Here is a 19,231-nt window from a genome sequence, read left to right as displayed (position 1 = left end):
ATGTCTAGTTTTGTCTCGCCTTCGCACGACCTTCCGGAGGGAACTTCCTTCTCGTGGCCAAGTGCCGGAATGGCCTATGGCGGCGACTACAGCCCGGAACAGTGGCCGGAATACGTCTGGAAAGACGATGTAGCGCTCATGCGCGAGGCCGGCGTCAACCTGGTGAACCTCGGCGTCTTCAGCTGGGGCTTGATCGAGGTGTCGGACGGAAAGTTCGAGTGGGGATGGCTCGATCGCATCATGGACATGCTCGATGCCGGTGGCATCGGTGTGAATCTCGCGACTCCGACAGCGGCGCCCCCCGTGTGGCTGCTGCAGGCTCACCCCGAGATCTCGACGGTTGATGCTCACGGTGTTCGCGTGCATCAGGGTGGTCGGCTTGCGTGGTCGCCCGCATCGCGGATCTTCCGCCAGTACGCCCTGCGCATGGTTGAAGAGTTGGCTGCGCGTTACAGCTCGCACCCGGCACTTCGCATGTGGCACGTGAGCAATGAGATCGGCAATGAAAACGGGTGGACCTTCGACGCTGAGACTGAACTGGATTGGCAGGGCTGGCTTCGCAACAAGTACGGAGCGATCGAGACGCTGAATGCCGCCTGGGGCACAGCGTTTTGGGGCCATCACTACACCGACTTTGCTCAGGTGATCCCGCCGCGACACAGTCGCACTCAGCACAATCCGGGCCTTCTTCTGGATTTCGACCGTTTCACATCCGATTCGTTGCTTTCCCACTACCTCGCTGAGCGCGAAGTGCTGAGGCGCGTGACCCCGCACATCCCCGTTACGACGAACTTCATGGTGCAGCGAAGTCCCGGCGCGGGGTTCTATCGGCGCTGGGCCGAAGAAGTCGACGTGGTCGCGAACGACCATTACACGATGGGAACCGACGACCGTCGCGCCGAAGAGCTCGCGTTCTCTGCTGACCGCGTTCGGGGCCTAGCGGGAGGCCGACCCTGGTTGCTCATCGAGCATTCCACCGCAGCTGTCAATTGGCAGAAGGTCAACCGTGCGAAAGGGCCAGGCGAAATGGCCCGCAACACTCTTTCTCATATCGCTCGCGGAGCGGATGGCGCAATGTTCTTCCAATGGCGTCAATCGACGGCTGGGGCCGAGCAGTTTCATTCTGCGATGGTGCCGCACGCGGGGGCGGACTCTCAGATTTTCCGTGATGTCGTGAGGCTTGGAGAGAAGCTCCGCACGCTCGCGCCGGTGGTCGGGTCGCGCGTTGAGAAGGCGCAGATAGCGCTGCTGTTCGACCACGACGCGATCGCCGCGTTACGATCCGGTGCGAAGCCGAGCGATCTCATCGGCGATACCGATCTGCCCCGCGCGTTCCACGACGCTGCCTCCGCGAACGGTTTCGCGGTAGATGTAATCTCGCCCGAAGACGATCTGAGCGGCTACCGGGTGATTCTCGTGCCGACGCTCTACCTGACGACGGATGCCGCAGCTGCTGCCATCGCTTCCGCCGTCGAGTCGGGAGCCCACGTGCTGATTTCGTACCTGTCTGGGATCGTCAATGAGTCCAACCGCGTGCGCGAAGGCGGATACCCGGGTGCATTCCGAGAACTTCTCGGCGTGCACGTCGACGAGTTCTTCCCGCTGGTGTCGGGTGAATCCGTCACGGTCGATGACGGGTCGACCGGGACGTTCTGGTCTGAGCGGGTGGCTCTCCGCGGTGCGGAAGCGGTGTCGAATTTCACTGACGGGCCACTTGCGGGACTCCCCGCGCGAACGACCAGAGCTGTCGGCAAGGGTTCCGCGTCCTATCTTGCGACTCGACTCGAAGAGGCCGATCTGAGAGCAACCGTCGGCGAGATCGCATCCCGTGCTGGCGTGTCACCTGTGGCACGCGCCGGGGGCGAGCTGGAGCGCGTGAGGCGCGTGCACGACGATGGTCGCTCGTACCTCTTCGCCATCAACCACACCGACGCGCCGGTTGAACTCGATGCGAACGGTCGGGAGATGTTCACCGGAGACCTGGTCAACGGTCGCATTAGTGTTCCGGCATTCGACGTACGCGTCATCGAAGAGAGAATCTGATGAAATTCACCGATGGATTCTGGGCGCTCCGCCCCGGAGTGAATGTGCTGTACGCGCAGGAGGCTTATGACCTTTGCCTCGGTGCCGACAACACAGTGCAGATCACTGCACCCACGAAAGTCATCGCTGGACGAGGAGACACTCTCAATCGGCCCTCGTTGAGCGTCACTCTGTCGGCACCGCTACCCGGCGTTGTCGGCGTTCGCGTGGAACATCACCAGGGAGCAAGGAACCGTGGTGGCTTCGGCCTGCCAGGTGCTGACTTCGGTCACGCGGAGGTCGTGATCGACGACAGCGGAGCAAGAGTTGTCAGTGGTGATCTCACAGCGCACGTCGACCGCGGAGCTCCGTGGTCGCTGCGGTTCACTCAGGATGGAAAAGAGTTGACTCGCAGCGGCGAGAAATCCGTGGGTTATGCCGAGGTGGCATCCGACGCGCACGTCGAACCGGAGCAGATCGCAGAAACTGGCCGGCTTCGGCCCCGCGGCACCAAGAACTATCTCCACGAACAACTTTCGCTGGGAGTCGGCGAACACATCTATGGCTTCGGTGAACGCTTCGGGCCGATGGTGAAGAACGGCCAGACCATCGACATCTGGAACGCCGATGGCGGTACCTCGAGCGAGCAGTCGTATAAGAACGTGCCGTTCTACATCTCGGATCGCGGCTATGGAGTTTTCGTCGATGACCCGGGTCACGTGTCATTCGAAGTCGGTACGGAGTCTGTCGAACGCGTGCAGTTCTCGGTATCGGGCGAAGCGCTGCAGTACTACGTCATCGCGGGCGATCCGCAAACCGTGCTCGATCGCTATACCCAGCTGACGGGCCGACCATCCCGCGTGCCCGCATGGTCGTACGGGCTGTGGTTGTCGACGAGTTTCACGACCGACTACGACGAAGCCACAGTCTCTCGCTTCATCGATGGGATGGCCGAGCGGGACATTCCGTTGAGTGTCTTCCATTTCGACTGCTTCTGGATGCGGGAATTCAACTGGTCGGACTTCGAGTGGGATTCGCGGGTGTTTCCTGACCCCGAAGGCATGCTGGCACGGCTTCACGAAAAGGGAGTGCGGGTCTGCGTATGGATCAATCCCTACATCGCGCAGCGTTCCCCGCTGTTCGCGGAGGCGCGTGAGCACGGATACTTCGTCACGCGCCCCGACGGCTCGCTCTGGCAGTGGGACATGTGGCAAGCGGGGATGGCGCTCGTCGACTTCACGAATCCGGATGCCGTCGCCTGGTATCAGTCGAAGCTCAAGGCGCTGCTTGATCAGGGTGTCGACTGCTTCAAGACCGATTTCGGTGAGCGAATCCCGACGGACGTCAGATATTTTGACGATCGCGACCCCGAAGCGATGCACAATCTCTACGCCCAGCGCTACAACGAAGCCGTTTTTGACCTGCTCGAGAACTACCGCGGCGAGGGTGAAGCTGTCGTGTTTGCGCGGGCCGCGACCGCCGGCGGACAGCGGATGCCCGTGCACTGGGGCGGAGACTCGACGTCGACCTACGAGTCGATGGCCGAGACACTCCGCGGCGGGCTTTCGCTTGCGATGTCGGGCTTCGGTTTCTGGAGTCACGATATCGGCGGGTTCGAGGGGACACCGGATGCCGGTGTCTTCAAGCGGTGGGTGGCATTCGGCCTGTTGTCGAGCCATTCGCGGCTGCACGGTAGCGATTCATATCGAGTGCCCTGGGCCTTCGACGACGAGGCTGTGGAGATCACGCGCTACTTCACGCGCCTGAAGCTCTCGCTGATGCCGATGTTGTACGCGGCCGGTGAGGCGGCTCATGAACGTGGCCTGCCTGTCATGCGACCGATGGCCCTCGCCTTCCCCGACGAGCCCGCCGTCAGCTACCTGGATGCTCAGTACATGCTCGGTGACGACCTGCTCGTCGCGCCCGTCTTCAGTGCCACCGGTGACGTCTCTTTTTATCTGCCGGAGGGCGGATGGACACACCTGATCTCAGGCGAAAGGGTGGCTGGCGGCCGTTGGATACGAGAGCAGCACGGCTATGCGAGCCTCCCGCTGTATGTGCGGGATGGTGCGGTGCTCGCGAGGGGCGGCCGCGATGATCGACCTGACTACGACTATCTCGACGGACTTGTGCTGGAGCTGTACCCAACTGCCGAGTCTGGCCGCCGTGACGTCGTCGTGACGACTCCCGAGGGCACTCGCGGACAGTTCGAGGTCATCTGGTCTGACGGCAAAGCGAACGTGTCGGCTGATGTCGATACCGAGTGGAGTCTTCGGGTTCGCACCTCTTCCGGTGTTTACACTGCACTATCGAGCGAGGGAAAGGCTGAAGTGTCATGGGCATAACCGAGTCCGAAAGCCACCACGGTCGTCCTGGTATGAGCTTTCCCGCCGACTTCATCATCGGATCTGCGACGGCGAGCTATCAGGTCGAGGGTGCCGTCAACGAGGGCGGTCGTGGGCCGTCGATCTGGGACACGTTCAGTCACACTCCCGGTCGCACGTGGAACGGGGATACGGGAGACGTCGCCGACGACCACTTTCACCGGTGGGAAAGCGACCTCGACATCATGGCGGATATGGGCCTGCAGGCCTATCGCTTCTCGATCGCATGGCCGCGCCTTCAGTCGACCGGTCGAGGGCCGGTGAATGCCGAGGGTGTGCGGTTTTACTCCAAACTCATCGATGGCCTGCTGGCGCGCGGCATCCGACCTATCGCGACGCTCTACCACTGGGACCTGCCCCAAGAGCTCGAGGATGCCGGCGGCTGGCCGGTGCGCGACACAGCGCTGCGCTTCGCCGAGTACGCGGCACGCACTGTGGAGCAGCTCGGTGATCGGGTTCACATATGGACCACGCTGAATGAGCCCTGGTGCTCGGCGTATCTCGGGTATGGGTCCGGCGCCCATGCTCCCGGGCGCACATCGGGTGCCGACGCGCTCGCCGCCGTACACCACCTCAACCTCGCGCACGGGCTGGCGGTTCCTGAAATTCGGCATGCGGCGACCAACAGTCCTGATGTGTCGGTGACACTGAACTTCCATGTGCCACGCGGCGTGCACGACACCTCTCCAGAGGCGATCCGGCGAGTGGATGCTCTCGCCAACCGCGCATTCACGAGCCCGATCCTTCGAGGCAGATACGACGAAGACCTGCTCGCCGACACCGTGGGGGTGACGGACTGGGGTTTCGTCCACGATGAGGACCTCGCAGCGATCCACCAGCCGATCGACGTCCTCGGGGTCAACTACTACTCGACCGTGACGGTACGGATGTGGGACGGTGTCAGTCCGCGCGAACAAAATGATGGCCACAAAATGGTCGGCGGGTCTCCGTGGCCTGGCGGTGACTCGATCGAGTTTCTTGCACAGGACGGACCGTTCACCGACATGGGCTGGAATATCGCCCCCGACGGCCTTGAAGACCTTTTGGTGCATTTGCACGAAGAGTTTCCCGATCAGCCGTTGATGATTACGGAAAACGGTGCCGCTTTCCCGGATGATCTCGTGGTGATCGGCTCCGAAAAGCGGGTCGTGGATTCGGAGCGAGTCGACTATCTTCAACGCCACTTCGCGGCGGCTGAACGTGCCATCTCTCGTGGCGTTGACCTTCGCGGGTACCTTGTCTGGTCACTGCTCGACAATTTCGAGTGGGGCTACGGGTACGCGAAGAGATTCGGCATCGTGTACGTCGATTTCGACACGCAACAGCGCGTGCTCAAAGACAGCGCGCGGTGGCTTCGTCAGCTCCTCGCTGATCGGCGTGAGGCAACACAGAAGGACGCTGCATCCTGAGACCTTGATCGAAGCGCACCACGCACGACTCGCGTGGTGCGCTTCGGCGATTATGCCCGCCAAGCAGCTCCATGACAAGTCATTTCCTTGCGTTGCGGCCGATGCACACACTGGCGAGGAACGCAACACTTTGCGTGATTCGCGCGCGGCGTTGTGCACAACCTTCACCTGCACATCACAACCTTCAACCCACACTTAAACCACATCGCTATCCACAGGAATTCTTCGTACAAAAGCCTGTTCAGACGGATAAAAAAATGTTCCGATGTGGTAACGCCGCGACTTTATCCACAGCTGTTGTGCACAGGTTGCACGGCGTTTCGCGCATCTTATTCACATAGTTATCCACAGGCAGATTTGCGGGTGTGAAGACTCGCCCATAGCGTGGTCCCGGTCGGGCGCGAGGGGCTCCGGCACGCACATGCAGACAACGATGTCGGTGGGTGATGGTCAAGTGGTTACGCGGGGTTAAGCCGGGCACCAGCACGATCGTTTTTTACCCCCCAACACTTGTGCCCGGGTTACTGGGCAGTCTTCTGAGAGGAGCGTCACCACTGTGTCAATCGCCGACATCTCTGAAGACCGAATGGGCAGCCGCCGGGAGCATGAGCGCACCCCACCCCACGACAATTTGGCAGAGCAGAGCGCGCTCGGAGGAATGCTCCTCTCGAAGGATGCCGTCGCCGATGTCATCGAGACGTTGCGCGGTGTCGACTTCTACGTTCCAAAGCACGAGCTGATCTTCGAAGCGATCCTCAGCCTCTACTCGCACGGTGAACCGACCGACGTCGTCGCTGTGACAGACGAGCTCATCAAGACCGGCGAGCTGCAGCGCGCCGGTGGCGCTGACTACCTCCACACCCTCACGTCGATCGTTCCGACGGCGGCAAACGCTGGGTATTACGCGTCGATCGTTTCTGAGCGAGCGCTGCTTCGCCGCCTTGTCGAGGCCGGCACGCGCATCGTGCAGTTGGGTTATTCGGGCCAGGGTGAAGCGCTCGACCTTGTCAACAACGCCCAGGCGGAGATTTACGGCGTCACCGGCGCGGATGCCGCCGAAGACTACGTTCCGTTGACCATCGCCGTTGACGCGGCTGTCGATGAGATCGAAGCAGCCCGCGGACGGGATGGTCAGATGACCGGCATCCCGACCGGCTTTTCGGGACTCGACCAGTTGACCAACGGGCTGCACCCCGGCCAGATGATCATCATTGCGGCTCGTCCGGCAATGGGTAAGTCGACGCTCGCGCTCGACTTCGCGCGTGCCGCCGCGATCAAGCACAACATGCCGACCATCGTCTTCTCGCTCGAGATGGGCCGCAGCGAGATCGCAATGCGCCTCATGAGTGCCGAGGGCGCAATCCCGCTGCAGGCGATGCGTAAGGGAACGCTCGACTCGCGTGACTGGACGACGATCGCGGCAACCCGCGGCCGCATCAACGATGCACCGCTCTACATCGACGACAGCCCCAACATGACCCTGGTGGAGATTCGCGCGAAATGCCGTCGTCTCAAGCAGCGCGTCGGTTTGAAGATGGTGATCATCGACTACCTGCAGCTCATGACGAGCGGTAAGCGTGTCGAGTCGCGTCAGCAAGAGGTCAGCGAGTTCTCACGTGCGCTGAAGCTGCTGGCGAAAGAGCTCGGCGTGCCCGTGATCGCGCTGTCACAGCTGAACCGTGGTCCGGAGCAGCGTACCGACAAGAAGCCAGCACTGAGCGACCTTCGTGAATCGGGCTCGATCGAGCAGGATGCCGACATGGTGGTGCTGTTGCACCGCGAGGCGGCCTACGAGAAAGACAGTCCGCGTGCGGGCGAAGCTGACCTGATCGTGGCGAAGCACCGAAACGGCCCGACCGACACGATAACTGTCGCGTTCCAAGGTCACTTCTCCCGCTTCACCGACATGGCAGTCGGGCCGTAACACTGTTGAAGGTTCTCGCTGCGGTGCCCTCTGTTGCGAAGCAACCAGGCGGGCGTTTCTGCGATCGGGAGAGCAAGTCGGCCGGTATATGAGAGCCTGACGACATGGCCGATCAAAGTCAGCTGTTCCCCGGCAAGCAGTTCATTTCGACAGTGCTGGGTGCGCTGGAGACCAAGACGGTCATGAGCGGCGCTCTGATCCGCATATATCTGATGCGTGCGGCCATGGCGGGCACGATCATCGGCGTGATGTACCTCACGTACTACACGGTGCTTGCGGCGTTCGACGGCATCGCGCGCGGGGAACTCGTCGGAGTCGGCCACATGGTCGGGGCGGTAGTGTTCGGGTTTGCGCTGGTGTTCATTTACTACAGCAAGTCCGAGCTGCTGACTTCGAACATGATGATCGTCACAGTCGGTGCCTACTACCGCAGCGCCGCATGGTGGCGGCTTCTGCGCATCCTGGTGTTCTGCTACGCAGGCAACATCATCGGCGGGCTGTTCGTCGCCCTGATGGTGAGACTCTCGACGCTTGGCGGCGGAGAGGTCGGTGCGCAGATGAGCGAGGCGGTGGACCACAAGCTCGCGTACCTGGGCGAGAGCTTCGCCGGATGGGGTGACTTGTTCGTCCGTGCCATCTTCTGCAACTTCATGATCAACCTCGCGATGCTGTTGGTCTACAACGGCCTGATCAAGAGCGACGTCGGCAAGATGCTCGTGATGATTGCGAGTGTGTTCGTGTTCGGTTTCGTCGGCTTCGAGCACTCCGTTGCAAACACGGTTCTGTTCATGATCGTCGGCCTGCAACAGAGCCTCGACATCGGACTTGTTCTGGGAAACCTCGGAATCGTTCTTCTTGGCAACTACGTCGGCGGCGGACTATTGATCGGGTTCTACTACGCCTACGCGAATGACGACCGCCGCTTCCACCGCGACTAGGCGCATCGGGGCTGGGGGGGGGTACGGCTGAGGCGATCACGCCGCCGGTGCGGATTGATCCGAGCGATGTAGCTCCGAAGAAGGATGGCTCTCTTGGACTTACGACTTACCAGATGGTGCCGCCGCCGATGGAAATGCCGCCCCACGTGAGCGCGATGAAGATCGCGGCGAACACGACGGGCGCAATGCCCTTGCCGCTGCGCGCGAGGCCCTTCAGGAGCGCGATTACGCCGAAAATCGCAGCGACAACGGAGAGCCCGCCGCCGAGGATCAGGCCGATGAACAGGGGGATGGGCATGAGCACGAGGCCGACCAACGCGAACCAGAAGGCGGCCCAGGCGGTCGGATTGGAGCGGCGTTCGACGGGGTAGGTCATGGGCCTATTATCCGGTGTTCGGCACATTACCGCTCAACTCCAGTGCTGATCGCGCTTCGGGATAAGCCCGAGGGACGCGAGCGGCGCAAGCGCAACAAGGGCGAAGGTCAGTGGATAACCGACCAGCGCGATAAGCGCGCCGATGCCTGGCCCGACAGCGGATGCCGCAACGAACTGCCCCGTGTTCTGTACCCCGAGTGCTCGCCCAGCCCACGCGGGACCGGCCGCCTCCGCAACCGAGGTGAAGGCGAGCCCGTTGTCGGCAACGGTGACAGTGCTCGCGAGGATCAGCACCACCGCAGCAGCTGCGCTCCAGTGGAGCTCTCCGACTCCCGCGAGCAGCAGCATGACTCCCACGCAGCTGACCGCTACCCACCGCAAGACGCCCACTCGGGTCTCGACGCGGTCGCTCACGAATCCGACCACGATTCGACCGAGCGCGCCGATGAATTGAGACACCGCGATGAGCACGCCCGCGGCTGTCGCGTTCCACTGCAGGCCACCGACGAGCCACACGAGCCCGAAGGTCGACAGCGTGAACTGGGGAATGACGAGCAGAATCGACACGATATGAATCCGAACCAAGAACGGCCCGTTGGCATACGGATTCCTGGACTGCGAGGTTGACGTAGCTGCACGCACCGGACGCGGCGGGTTCGCAATCGCGACGGCGCATGCGACAGTGAGCACAGCGAGCGCGATTGCTGCCGCCAGGAACGGCGCACCAACCCCGTAGTTCTCGGCGAGAGTCGGCACGACGATCGCTGCCAGCGCGACGCCGAGCGGCTGTGACATCTGGCGGATTCCCATCGCAAGACCTCGCCGCTGCCGCGGAAACCAACCGACAACGATGCGGCCACTCGCGGAATTCGTGCTCGCGGATGCAGCACCGGCGAGCACGAGCAGCAGCCCTAAAGCGACGAAACCTGACGTCGACGCGGCGATCGCGGTCAGGACCGCCGTCAGAGCCAGCCCGCCCGCGATGACCCAGCGCTCGCCGATGCGATCGGCCAGTGCGCCCCACGCGACAAGAGTCAGCACCATGCCGAAGGTGGGAGCGGCGGCGAGCATGCCGGCATCCGCAAGAGACACTCCCTGCTGCAGATGCAGCATCGGGATGAGAAATGCGGGAGTGCTGACGACGAACGTGCCCGCTGACTGCGCGGCGACGCCGAATCCCAGCATCCGCCATGCGGCGAAAGGAACGCGCTCGACTCCACTCGTCGTTACGTTTGCCACAAGCCCCTCCGTTCCAGGTACACCGTTTCGGTATACGATAGTGGTATACCAAGGGGGTCGAGTGGCAACGCAGACTGACGGCACGATCTACGCTTCGCTGCGCGAGGCAATACTGTCGCTTGATCTTGTTCCGGGTGAGAAGCTCAGCGAACGCGGGCTCGAAGCACTTCTCGGTGCTTCACGCACACCCATTCGAGCCGCACTGATGCGGCTCGAAAACGAAGGACTCACGGAGCGTGTGGGTCGGGGGTGGCAGGTGACTCCCATCGACCTCGCCGAAATTCGGGCGGTCATGGAGTATCGAGAAGCGATCGAGAAAGCTGCGGTCGCTCTCGCCATCGATCGCGCAGATGCCGAAGAGCTGGCGACACTTCGGGCACTCGTCGACTCAGCGCCGCGAGATGACAGCGAAGAATCCGGCCTTCGGGATGGGGGAGACTTTCACCTTGCTCTCGCACGACTATCGAGAAACAGCTTCTTGGCCGACGCAGTCGGTGCGTCGCTCACGCGGCTCAGTCGCACGCGGTGGCTTGAAGTACGAACGGCCGAGTCGCGGGCGCTAGCCCGTGCTGAACACGTTGCGATTATCGCCGCCATGAGTGCGGGCGATGCTGAGCGCGCTGACACGCTCATTTCAGCGCATGTTCGAGGAACTCGTGATCGTCTGATGGCGCACCTTTCGGAAGAGCACCGTCGGCTTCGTGGGCGAGGCTTTTCGATTATCGAGTCGTCGACAACCCCACCGCCGCTGCCCAACCCGTGAGAGACGGTCCCGGTTCGATCAGACTGCGAACCTCGAGCCGACCAGCGCTTCCGATGCTTCCCAGAGCTTCCGCGCATTCGACATGTTCTGCATCGGGGCCCACAGCTTTTTCTGCAGGGAGGGCGGTCCGCTAAGAACGCGCTTCGGACCGTAGAACTGATCACCACTGGAAGTCGGATCAGCGGCTGCCCTCACAGCGGGAAGCGCGGCGCTCGCCACTGTGCCCGTGAGACCGAGCCGGGACATCACGCGGATGATGCGGCGTGCGCCCGTGTCCCTGTCTCGCCCGAGACCCGGCTGAGCGGCTAGCAGATTGGTGGGTGATACCCCCGGGTGAGAGAAATTGCTCGAAATACCCCATCCCTGTGCACGGCTACGTGCATCAAGTTCGCGTGCAAAGAGTGCGACGGCAAGCTTTGACCGGCTGTACGCCTTCATGACGTCGTAGTTGTGCCCTGAATTCAGATCTACCCAATCGATCTCACTGCTTCGTGCCGCGATGCTCGTCTGATGGGTAACGCGGGCGCCCCCCGCTTTCAGGAGCGGCAGAAGCCCGAGGGTGAGGGCGAAGTGACCCAGATGGTTTGTGCCGAACTGCAATTCAAAGCCATCAGTTGTGACCTGACGACTCGGGGGCGTCATCACTCCCGCATTGTTTACGAGAATGTTGACGGCACGACCTTCGCGCGTGAGTTCGTCGACGAGCTCAGCAACCGAATCGAGCGATGACAGATCGAGCGCCCGCGTGCTGACTTTTGCCCCGGGGACGTCGCCACGGATACGAGCGATCGCCAGTTCTCCCTTCGCGGTCGAGCGGACCGGCAGGATGACTTCAGCCCCGTATCTCGCGAGGTGGGTCGCGATCACGACACCGATACCGTCGCTCCCTCCCGTAACAACAGCGAGCGAACTCTGCAGGTGCGGCGTTGAGATGTTGCTGGCGTGAGGCATTGTGCTTCCTTCGTCGAGGGGAGATCAGCCACATATTGTGGTGTGGGATCAAGCGTGATGGCTTATTGCACGCGGATTCAGGGCCGGCATATCCACTGTTTGCCAATCAGTGTCTTTCGTGAGGGGTGCTCTGGGAAGCCCTGGCTCCCGTCTTCGGCCCGAGGTAGAAACGGATTGTGCCCACATCGCTGAGCACGGAGGAGAGTGGGCATCGTGATTGATCGAGCCGGGCTAGCAACATTCCTGCGGCACAGGCGTGAGTCGCTGCAGCCGGAGGACGTAGGGCTGACACGGGGCCCGCGGCGGCGGACGGACGGGTTGCGACGGGAGGAGGTCGCTGCGCTCTGTCATATGTCGACTGACTATTACGCACGTCTTGAGCGTGGGACGGGACCTCAGCCTTCCGCACAGATGGTCGCCGCGATCACGCAAGGATTGCACCTTTCGCTCGACGAGCGTGATCACGTGTTCCGGTTGGCAGGGCACAACCTGCCTCCGCGTGGCGCGACGAGTGACCACATCAGCCCCGGGCTCCTCCGCATCCTCGACCGGCTCAGCGATACCCCCGCCGAAATCGTTACGGAGCTCGGCGAGACTCTTCGGCAAACGCCGATGGGAATTGCGCTTACCGGGGATGCGGGCCGGTTCACCGGCCCGGAGCGCAGTCTGGGTTACCGCTGGTTCACGAACCCGGTGTTCCGCGAAACGTACCCGCTTGCTGAGCAGAAGGTCCTCTCGCGCGTGTATGCGGCCGGTCTTCGAGAAATCGCGACCATGCGGGGCCCCGGTTCGAAAGCTCAACAGTTCGCGGAGTTGCTCGCACAGCACAGTGACGAATTTCGGGAACTCTGGTCAACCCATGAAGTAGGGGTTCGACCGCCCGAAATCAAAAGATTTATCCATCCCGAGGTGGGAAACCTCGAGTTGAGTTGTCAAACACTGTTCGACCCCGATCAATCTCATCGTTTGCTTGTGTATACGGCAGAGCCGGGCAGTGAGAGTCACGACAAGCTTCAGCTGCTTGCGGTGATAGGGGCATCGTCCCGAGCTTGAACACACGCGCTTTTCCCAGCGAGAGTGCTTTGGATCCAAAAATGAACCAGGCAGTTAAGGTCTTGTTACAGGAGTGTAAAACGGCATAGTGAGCACACAGGTTATCCATAACCTCATCTCAGGATCATCTCGATCCAGCTCCATCCCCCTTTTGCGCTGCACTCTGCACACCGCTGTTTTTGCGCGCCTTTTTTCTGGAGAACCGTGAGATTTCGCATGCCTTCACGGGCCGGGTCGGTCACCGAAAAGACCTCCGCGCCCTCGTACACGACATCATCCCGACCGAGGCTTGCGCGCCGTGCGCTGATTGCGATTCCGGTCGTGATGGCGCTTCTGCTGCCAGCGTCCCCCGCTCTTGCCTCCCCAACGACTGCGGCAGAGGTGCCGTCGGTCGACAAGGTCGCCACGGCACTCGAAACGGGCGAGCTGCCCGATCCCCTCGACCGCGGAACCTACACGCCGCTCACGATTCAAGAGACAAAACTCGGCCTGGCCGAACTGCAAGAACCCAACTCAAGCGGCGCGGCTCCGACAGCCGGCACCTCGCAAGCCGCCGAATCGCTGGAGATTCGTGGCGCGCTCTACTACCCCGCCGACCGCACCGAGCCGTCGCCGCTGATCGTGCTCGTGCACGGCAACCACGGTTCGTGTGATTCAGGGCAGAGCAGCTCGACGGCATCGTGTGCTGAGTTCAAGCGCAACGAGGCCGGATACGCGTACCTCGGCGAAAACCTCGCGAGCTGGGGATACACAGTGTTCTCACTCTCGCAGGACCAGCTCATGATGCGTCAAGACGGCACGAGCGGCAAGGGGATGCACCAGCGCCGCACGCTGATCGCGGCGGCTCTTGACGCTCTCACGGCGGCCAACCAGCCGGGCGGACTCGTCGTCGACGAGCACACCACGATCGGTGACGCTCTGGCCGGCAAGCTCGACATGACGCGCATCGGTCTCATGGGCCACTCGCGCGGCGGCGACGCTGTGACGAGCTTCATCGACTACAACCGCATCCGCACCGACGGCCCGCGGTACCCGATCCGCGGAATCATTGCGCTTGCGCCCGTTGACTACGAGCGCAAGGCGCCGTACGGCGTGCCGTTTATGACGATCCTGCCGTTCTGTGACGGTGATGTCTCGAACCTCCAAGGCGCGCGGTTCTTTGAGCGCAGCCAGTACATCAATGGCACCAACCCGTTCCCGTCTATTCAGGTCTCGCACCTCGGCGCGAACCACAACTGGTACAACTCAGTGTGGTTCGCAGACGGCCAGGATGGAAACAGCACCGGGGATGCGGCGTGCGGAAACACGCTCCCGACGAGTGATCGCAACGTCGCCACCAACAACCTTCGCTTGAGCGGCGCAGCGAGCTACGACCCGATGTCGTACGTTCGCGACAACTCCGACACGTACAACCCGCTGGTCAACACCAAGATCTCGGGCGACCCGGAGCGCATGGGCGACCAGGAGAAGCTGGGGCTTGCGACGATGGCAGCATTCTTCCGCCGCTATGTCGGTGGTGAAGGTGCCTTCGAGCCGTACATGACCGGAGAGCTCTCTGACACGGCAACTCACGAGCAGGTGCCGGCGTCTGCGTGCCCCACGAGCGAGAGCGGAACGCGGATTGATTGCGCCGAGCGTGTCTCGACGTCGTACTTTGCTCCGTCGAACGAACGCATTGACATTGTTCGCCCCGAAATCGAGAACCCGTTGACGCTTAATGCGTTGGGTGGCTCGCTGTCGGGCTCGGGCTTTGTGAATCCGTATCTCGACAATGGTGCGGTGAACCCGCTGCCCGAAACGACCGATCAGGGATTCGACTGGTGTGACCCTGAACCCGACGAGTTCGCCCCGGGCGTGCTCGGAAAGTCGACTCAGCCCACCGGCGCCAAGGCGTGTCCGTTGCCGGGCAAAGCCGACCAGGGTGGACAGAACAGCACACGTGAAAACGCGCCGATCAACCACTCCTACGGTCGTCAGCTCGCATTGGCATGGGAATCCGAAAGCACCGCCACGCTGAAAGCACAGATCCCCGACGCATCGAAGGATGCCAGCGGCCTCAAGGCTCTCGCCCTGAACGCTGACGTTAACTACTTCGACTCTCGAAACCCCGGGTCTGCTCGCCTGAACGACCTGGGAGAGTTAACGCCGGTGAACTGGAACCCCGCCGCCACAACGCAGGACTTCAAGATCGTTCTGACGGACACCGAAGGCAACGAGGCATCCGTCAACGCGGGTGATCCACGCTGGGGTAACGCGCTGCACATGACAACGGGTACCGTGACGCCCTCGACGCACATCGTGCTCGAGCAGTTGCGAGTGCCGTTGACGGAGTTCTCGTCAGAGGGTGTCGACGTGTCGTCGCTCGCTTCGCTCGAACTGCGATTCGGCACCGACGGAACGCCCACATCGGGCTCGATCCAGCTTGCAGATGTGCGGTTCCAAGAAGCCGCGACGGATGCCCCGCTCATCCTTTCGGACGGAACGGCGCTGAACCAGGGCGCAGGCTCCGGTGCACCGACCTCCGGGCCGGACCCGGAGGCGTACCTCGCTGAATTCGACATCACCGCCGGCGAGCTTTCGCTTCCCGACACAGTGTCTGACACGGCATCGAACTCCACGTGGGTTGTGGACGACGACGACGGCGTGCAGTGCCCGAATGCGAACTTCACGAAGATTCAGGATGCCGTCGACTACGCGGCGCCGTGGGACACGATCGTTGTCTGTGAGGGCACCTACGAGGAGAGCTCGACGCCAGTGAACAGCGCACGGGTGCCGGTGGCATCCGGAGCTCTCAACGGCCTGACGATCAACAAGCCGCTGAAGATCAAGGGTGCCGGCGCCGACAAGGTGACGATCATGCCCGACCAGAGCCTCACGACTCTCGCAGGCACCACGCCGTACCTGCGTGACGGTGGCGGCAACGTGATCACTGTCTCGCGCCAGTCGCTTGGCTCGACAGACACAAACGAGTTGTTCCTTGACATTTCGGGCGTGACCGTCACATCGGGCACGGTGTTCGCTGAGGCTGGTATCGCGTTCCTCAACACTGCAGGGCGTGTCTCGGACAGCGTTGTTGGTCCATTGAAGACCGCGGCAACATCCGAAGAACTCGCAGCGAACCCGCACGGCTGGGGAATCGTGAAGACAAACTATCTGCAGGGCGCCGGAAGCGGCACAGTCGAAACCGAGCTCACCGTCGCCGACAGTGTTGTGACCGGATACCAGTCGGGCGGCATCCTGTTCGACGGGGCGCGCGGCACCGACGGTGACGCAGCGAACCTCGAGCGATCGGGGATCCGCCAGCATGGGTACGTTTCGGGCACCGTTGTGACGGGATCTGCGAACCCGCTCTACCCGCAGGTTGGAGTGCGCTTCACGAGCGGCTTCGATGGCTTCGTTTCGAGTAGCCGCATCACCGGCAACACTTCTGCCGCTGACGCCACCCGTGGTGTGGGTGTGGAGTTGCGCGACTCTGGTGCTGTCGAAGTAAGTGACTCGGTCATCACCGGAAACGGCGTCGCGGTCGCAAACCGGGATGCCGCGGGCACGGCTCCGCGAACCGATGCACCGGCTACCGTGCGCGGCAGCATGACGGATGGGCTGTCTGCAGACGGCTCGACCCTCACCGTGCTGGATCCTGCCCAGAGCGAGCCGGCTGGCGTGCCGATGACTGCTGGTGCTGTCACCGACAACGCGCCGACGAGCATGATCATCGACCCGGGGACGGGCCTCGAGCTCGAATCCGGCGACACGATCGCACCTCTCGTGCGTGCCAACGACGACTTCGCCGTCACTTCGGTGTCGCTGCTGGTCGACGGCGAGTCGGTATCGAGTTCTTCAACCTCTCCGTACACCTTCTCGTGGAGTGCAACCGATGCCAACAAGGGCAAGACTGTCGCCCTGACGGCTGTCGTCACTGACTCTTCGGGTCAGTCGACAACGTCGGACGTCGTTTCCGTGAAGGTTGCGGGCGATGAAGAACCCGGAACTGAGGAGCCTGGCACCGAGGAGCCAGGAACTGAAGAGCCGGGAACGGAAGAACCCGGAGCGGCAACCCCGAGCATCGCGCTCTCCGCGATCACGGTGCAGGCCGGCGGAAAGATCACTGTGAGTGGTTCTGGGTTCGCACCCGGTGTCACAGTGCGCATTGAGTTGCACTCGACACCTGTCGTGCTCGGTGAGGCACTCGCTGCGGCGGATGGGACAATCAGCACAACAGTGACGATCCCTGCCACAACCGCTGCGGGAGCACACGTGATGCATGCCTACCTCGGTGACACCTCGGTAGCGACTGCAGACGTGACTGTCTCCGCGGCAAACCCGCTGGCGACGACGGGTGGTGTGATCTGGACAATGGGCATCATCGTGGGGCTCATGCTGCTCGCCATCGGTATCGCACTGCTGCTGGTGATCCGAGGCAGAAGCCGTAACGCGCTGAGCTAAGGGCGTGAAAACAGGATGCTGGAACGCCGCCTCTGCGGGGCGTCCCAGCATCCTCTTTTGTTGCTGATAGTCGAGCTGGCAGCTTGACTTCGAGGTGCTTCAAGATCGAGCGTTAAGGCATGACCACTACGCACGACATGATCGCCCGGCAACAGCCGCTCGCCACCTCCTTTGGCTACCGCACGACAGCCGCCGAGGTAATTGCGGGACACGATCTCGCGGGCAAACGTGCCATCGTTACGGGCGGGTACTCGGGGCTCGGTCTCGAAACCGTCAAGGCGCTCGCCGATGCTGGCATGACTGTCGTCGTGCCTGCGCGTCGAACGGATGCCGCGGCATCCGCTCTCACCGGCGTTGCTGGCGTCGAGATCGAAGCCATGGACCTGAGTGACCTTGACTCCGTTGCCGCATTCACTGCGACGATGCGAGACGCGGCCAAACCAATCGATTTTGTGATTGATGTTGCGGGTGTGATGGCCACCCCGCAGGGCCGCACTGTACAGGGGTGGGACACGCAGTTCGGAACGAACCACCTCGGACACTTCGCCCTGGTCGGCGGTGTCGCGCCGCTTCTGGCCGAGGGATCCCGTGTCGTGTCGTACTCGTCGACGGGGCACTATCGCTCGCCGGTGTTGTTCGACGACATCAATTTCGAGTCGACACCGTATGACCCATGGGTGGCCTACGGGCAGGCGAAGACTGCCAACGCCCTGTTCGCTGTGGGCCTCGATGCCCGTGCTGCCAGCCGCGGGATTCACGCGTTTTCCGTGCACCCGGGTGGAATCATGACCGGTCTTCAGCGTCACATGCCCAAGGAAGAGCTGATCAAGCGCCAGTGGATCGACGCTGACGGCAACGCCAACCCCCTGTTCAAGACCCCGGCCGAGGGCGCGGCCACTGGGCTTTGGGCCGCGACAGCGCCCGAACTTCTCAGCCGCGGCGGTGTGTATTGCGAAGACTCATCCATCAAGGGCGTTGTGCCGGCAGATCACGCTGACATGACGACCGGTGGCGTGAAGGAATGGGCCATCGACGTCGATTTCGCGGACCGCCTCTGGGATCTCTCGGTAGCGGCAACGGGCCTCGATCCCTTTAGTGGGTAGCGCGAACTACGCACCTCGTTCAAGGCGATCAATGGCTTTACGGAGTCTCCGCGCAAGAGTGTCGTCGTTGGGGGCCGTGACGAGAGGGTGCAGCACCGAAAATCTCTCGCTGCGGCTCAAGGCGTCAAAACGCGCGCGGGCGGATGGTGATGCGTCAAGCGCACGCTCAAGTGCTTCTGGCACGATGATCGTGGCGGAACCGGCGTACGCCCGATCCCACCGGCCGTCGGCCTGTGCGCGGTCTATCTCGTTCTGACCGCGCGTCCGAATCCGACTCTCTTGCGTGAGTCGATCGATGTGCTCAAGGTTTCGCTGCGACCACGTCGAGCGGGCGCGCCGGGGAGTGAATCGCTGCAGAAACGTTGTGGCATCGTACGAACGTTTTTGTCCATCGATCCACCCGCTGCAGAGCGCTTCGTCGAGCGCTTCGGCGTATGTCAGCGATGTCGGATGCACAATGCCCTTTTTTGCCAGCATCAACCAGACGCCGTCGGAGGACTCTTCATTGGTGTCGAGCCACGCGCGCCAAGCCGCGGCATCGGCCACCACGAATGGAACGATTGCCGCTGCATCCATGTCTTCCTCCGGGAGATATGTCGCCGAGTGTAGAGCCAGGGGGTGACAAT

General features: G+C 62.2%; 13 protein-coding genes. 9 read left to right on the top strand and 4 right to left on the bottom strand.

What is annotated here, in order from left to right; translation table 11 throughout:
* From G6N83_RS06610 to G6N83_RS06590, 5 genes are all read left to right on the top strand, one after another.
* The gene (locus tag G6N83_RS06610; RefSeq protein WP_165140510.1) at positions 1-2,043 is read left to right on the top strand and encodes a beta-galactosidase; all 2,043 of its coding nucleotides are present in this window, start codon (positions 1-3) and stop codon (positions 2,041-2,043) included.
* On the top strand, positions 2,043-4,367 hold the full coding sequence (gene yicI / locus G6N83_RS06605; RefSeq protein ID WP_165140508.1) for an alpha-xylosidase: 2,325 nt from the start codon (positions 2,043-2,045) through the stop codon (positions 4,365-4,367). The genes G6N83_RS06610 and yicI overlap by 1 nt, the downstream gene beginning before the upstream one ends.
* Positions 4,358-5,815 carry a GH1 family beta-glucosidase gene (locus G6N83_RS06600; RefSeq protein WP_206535834.1) on the top strand — a complete coding sequence of 486 codons (1,458 nt, stop codon included), beginning with the start codon at positions 4,358-4,360 and terminating at the stop codon, positions 5,813-5,815. Before yicI ends, G6N83_RS06600 begins: the two co-directional genes overlap by 10 nt.
* Positions 5,816-6,401: 586 nt before the next feature.
* Complete coding sequence (dnaB, locus tag G6N83_RS06595) at positions 6,402-7,739, top strand: replicative DNA helicase (protein WP_165143217.1); 1,338 nt, start codon at positions 6,402-6,404, stop codon at positions 7,737-7,739.
* Between the two features lie 104 nt (positions 7,740-7,843).
* A complete protein-coding gene (locus G6N83_RS06590) occupies positions 7,844-8,677 on the top strand; it encodes a formate/nitrite transporter family protein (protein WP_165140506.1) in 834 nt (277 codons plus the stop codon).
* A 106-nt stretch (positions 8,678-8,783) separates the two neighbouring features.
* Here the strand turns inward: G6N83_RS06590 and G6N83_RS06585 are convergent, their stop codons facing one another.
* Together G6N83_RS06585 and G6N83_RS06580 are read right to left on the bottom strand one after the other, a co-directional pair.
* The gene (locus tag G6N83_RS06585) at positions 8,784-9,053 is read right to left on the bottom strand and encodes a hypothetical protein (protein ID WP_165140504.1); all 270 of its coding nucleotides are present in this window, start codon (positions 9,051-9,053) and stop codon (positions 8,784-8,786) included.
* Positions 9,054-9,086: 33 nt separating this feature from the next.
* Positions 9,087-10,292: an MFS transporter gene (locus G6N83_RS06580; RefSeq protein WP_375782619.1), complete on the bottom strand. Its 1,206-nt coding sequence runs from the start codon at positions 10,290-10,292 to the stop codon at positions 9,087-9,089.
* Between the two features lie 61 nt (positions 10,293-10,353).
* Here G6N83_RS06580 and G6N83_RS06575 point away from each other — a divergent pair, with 61 nt between their 5' ends.
* Positions 10,354-11,055 carry a GntR family transcriptional regulator gene (locus G6N83_RS06575; protein WP_241246310.1) on the top strand — a complete coding sequence of 234 codons (702 nt, stop codon included), beginning with the start codon at positions 10,354-10,356 and terminating at the stop codon, positions 11,053-11,055.
* An 18-nt stretch (positions 11,056-11,073) separates the two neighbouring features.
* Here G6N83_RS06575 and G6N83_RS06570 read toward each other — a convergent pair whose 3' ends face one another.
* On the bottom strand, positions 11,074-12,006 hold the full coding sequence (locus G6N83_RS06570) for an SDR family oxidoreductase (RefSeq protein WP_165140498.1): 933 nt from the start codon (positions 12,004-12,006) through the stop codon (positions 11,074-11,076).
* 213 nt (positions 12,007-12,219) lie between these two features.
* On the opposite strand from G6N83_RS06570, the gene G6N83_RS06565 reads away from it, so the two are divergent.
* The 3 genes from G6N83_RS06565 to G6N83_RS06555 all read left to right on the top strand — a co-directional run bounded on the left by G6N83_RS06565 (position 12,220) and on the right by G6N83_RS06555 (position 18,605).
* Positions 12,220-13,059, top strand: a complete 840-nt coding sequence (locus G6N83_RS06565) for a helix-turn-helix transcriptional regulator (RefSeq protein WP_165140496.1) — start codon at positions 12,220-12,222, stop codon at positions 13,057-13,059.
* A gap of 216 nt (positions 13,060-13,275) precedes the next feature.
* Positions 13,276-17,502: an Ig-like domain-containing protein gene (locus tag G6N83_RS06560; protein ID WP_165140494.1), complete on the top strand. Its 4,227-nt coding sequence runs from the start codon at positions 13,276-13,278 to the stop codon at positions 17,500-17,502.
* Between the two features lie 119 nt (positions 17,503-17,621).
* On the top strand, positions 17,622-18,605 hold the full coding sequence (locus G6N83_RS06555; protein WP_206535833.1) for an oxidoreductase: 984 nt from the start codon (positions 17,622-17,624) through the stop codon (positions 18,603-18,605).
* A 6-nt stretch (positions 18,606-18,611) separates the two neighbouring features.
* Here the strand turns inward: G6N83_RS06555 and G6N83_RS06550 are convergent, their stop codons facing one another.
* On the bottom strand, positions 18,612-19,181 hold the full coding sequence (locus G6N83_RS06550) for a YdeI/OmpD-associated family protein (protein ID WP_165140492.1): 570 nt from the start codon (positions 19,179-19,181) through the stop codon (positions 18,612-18,614).
* Positions 19,182-19,231 lie beyond the last annotated feature (50 nt).

It is taken from the genome of Microbacterium endophyticum, from assembly GCF_011047135.1.
Lineage (GTDB): Bacteria > Actinomycetota > Actinomycetes > Actinomycetales > Microbacteriaceae > Microbacterium > Microbacterium endophyticum.
This window is presented reverse-complemented; position numbering and strand designations above follow the sequence as displayed.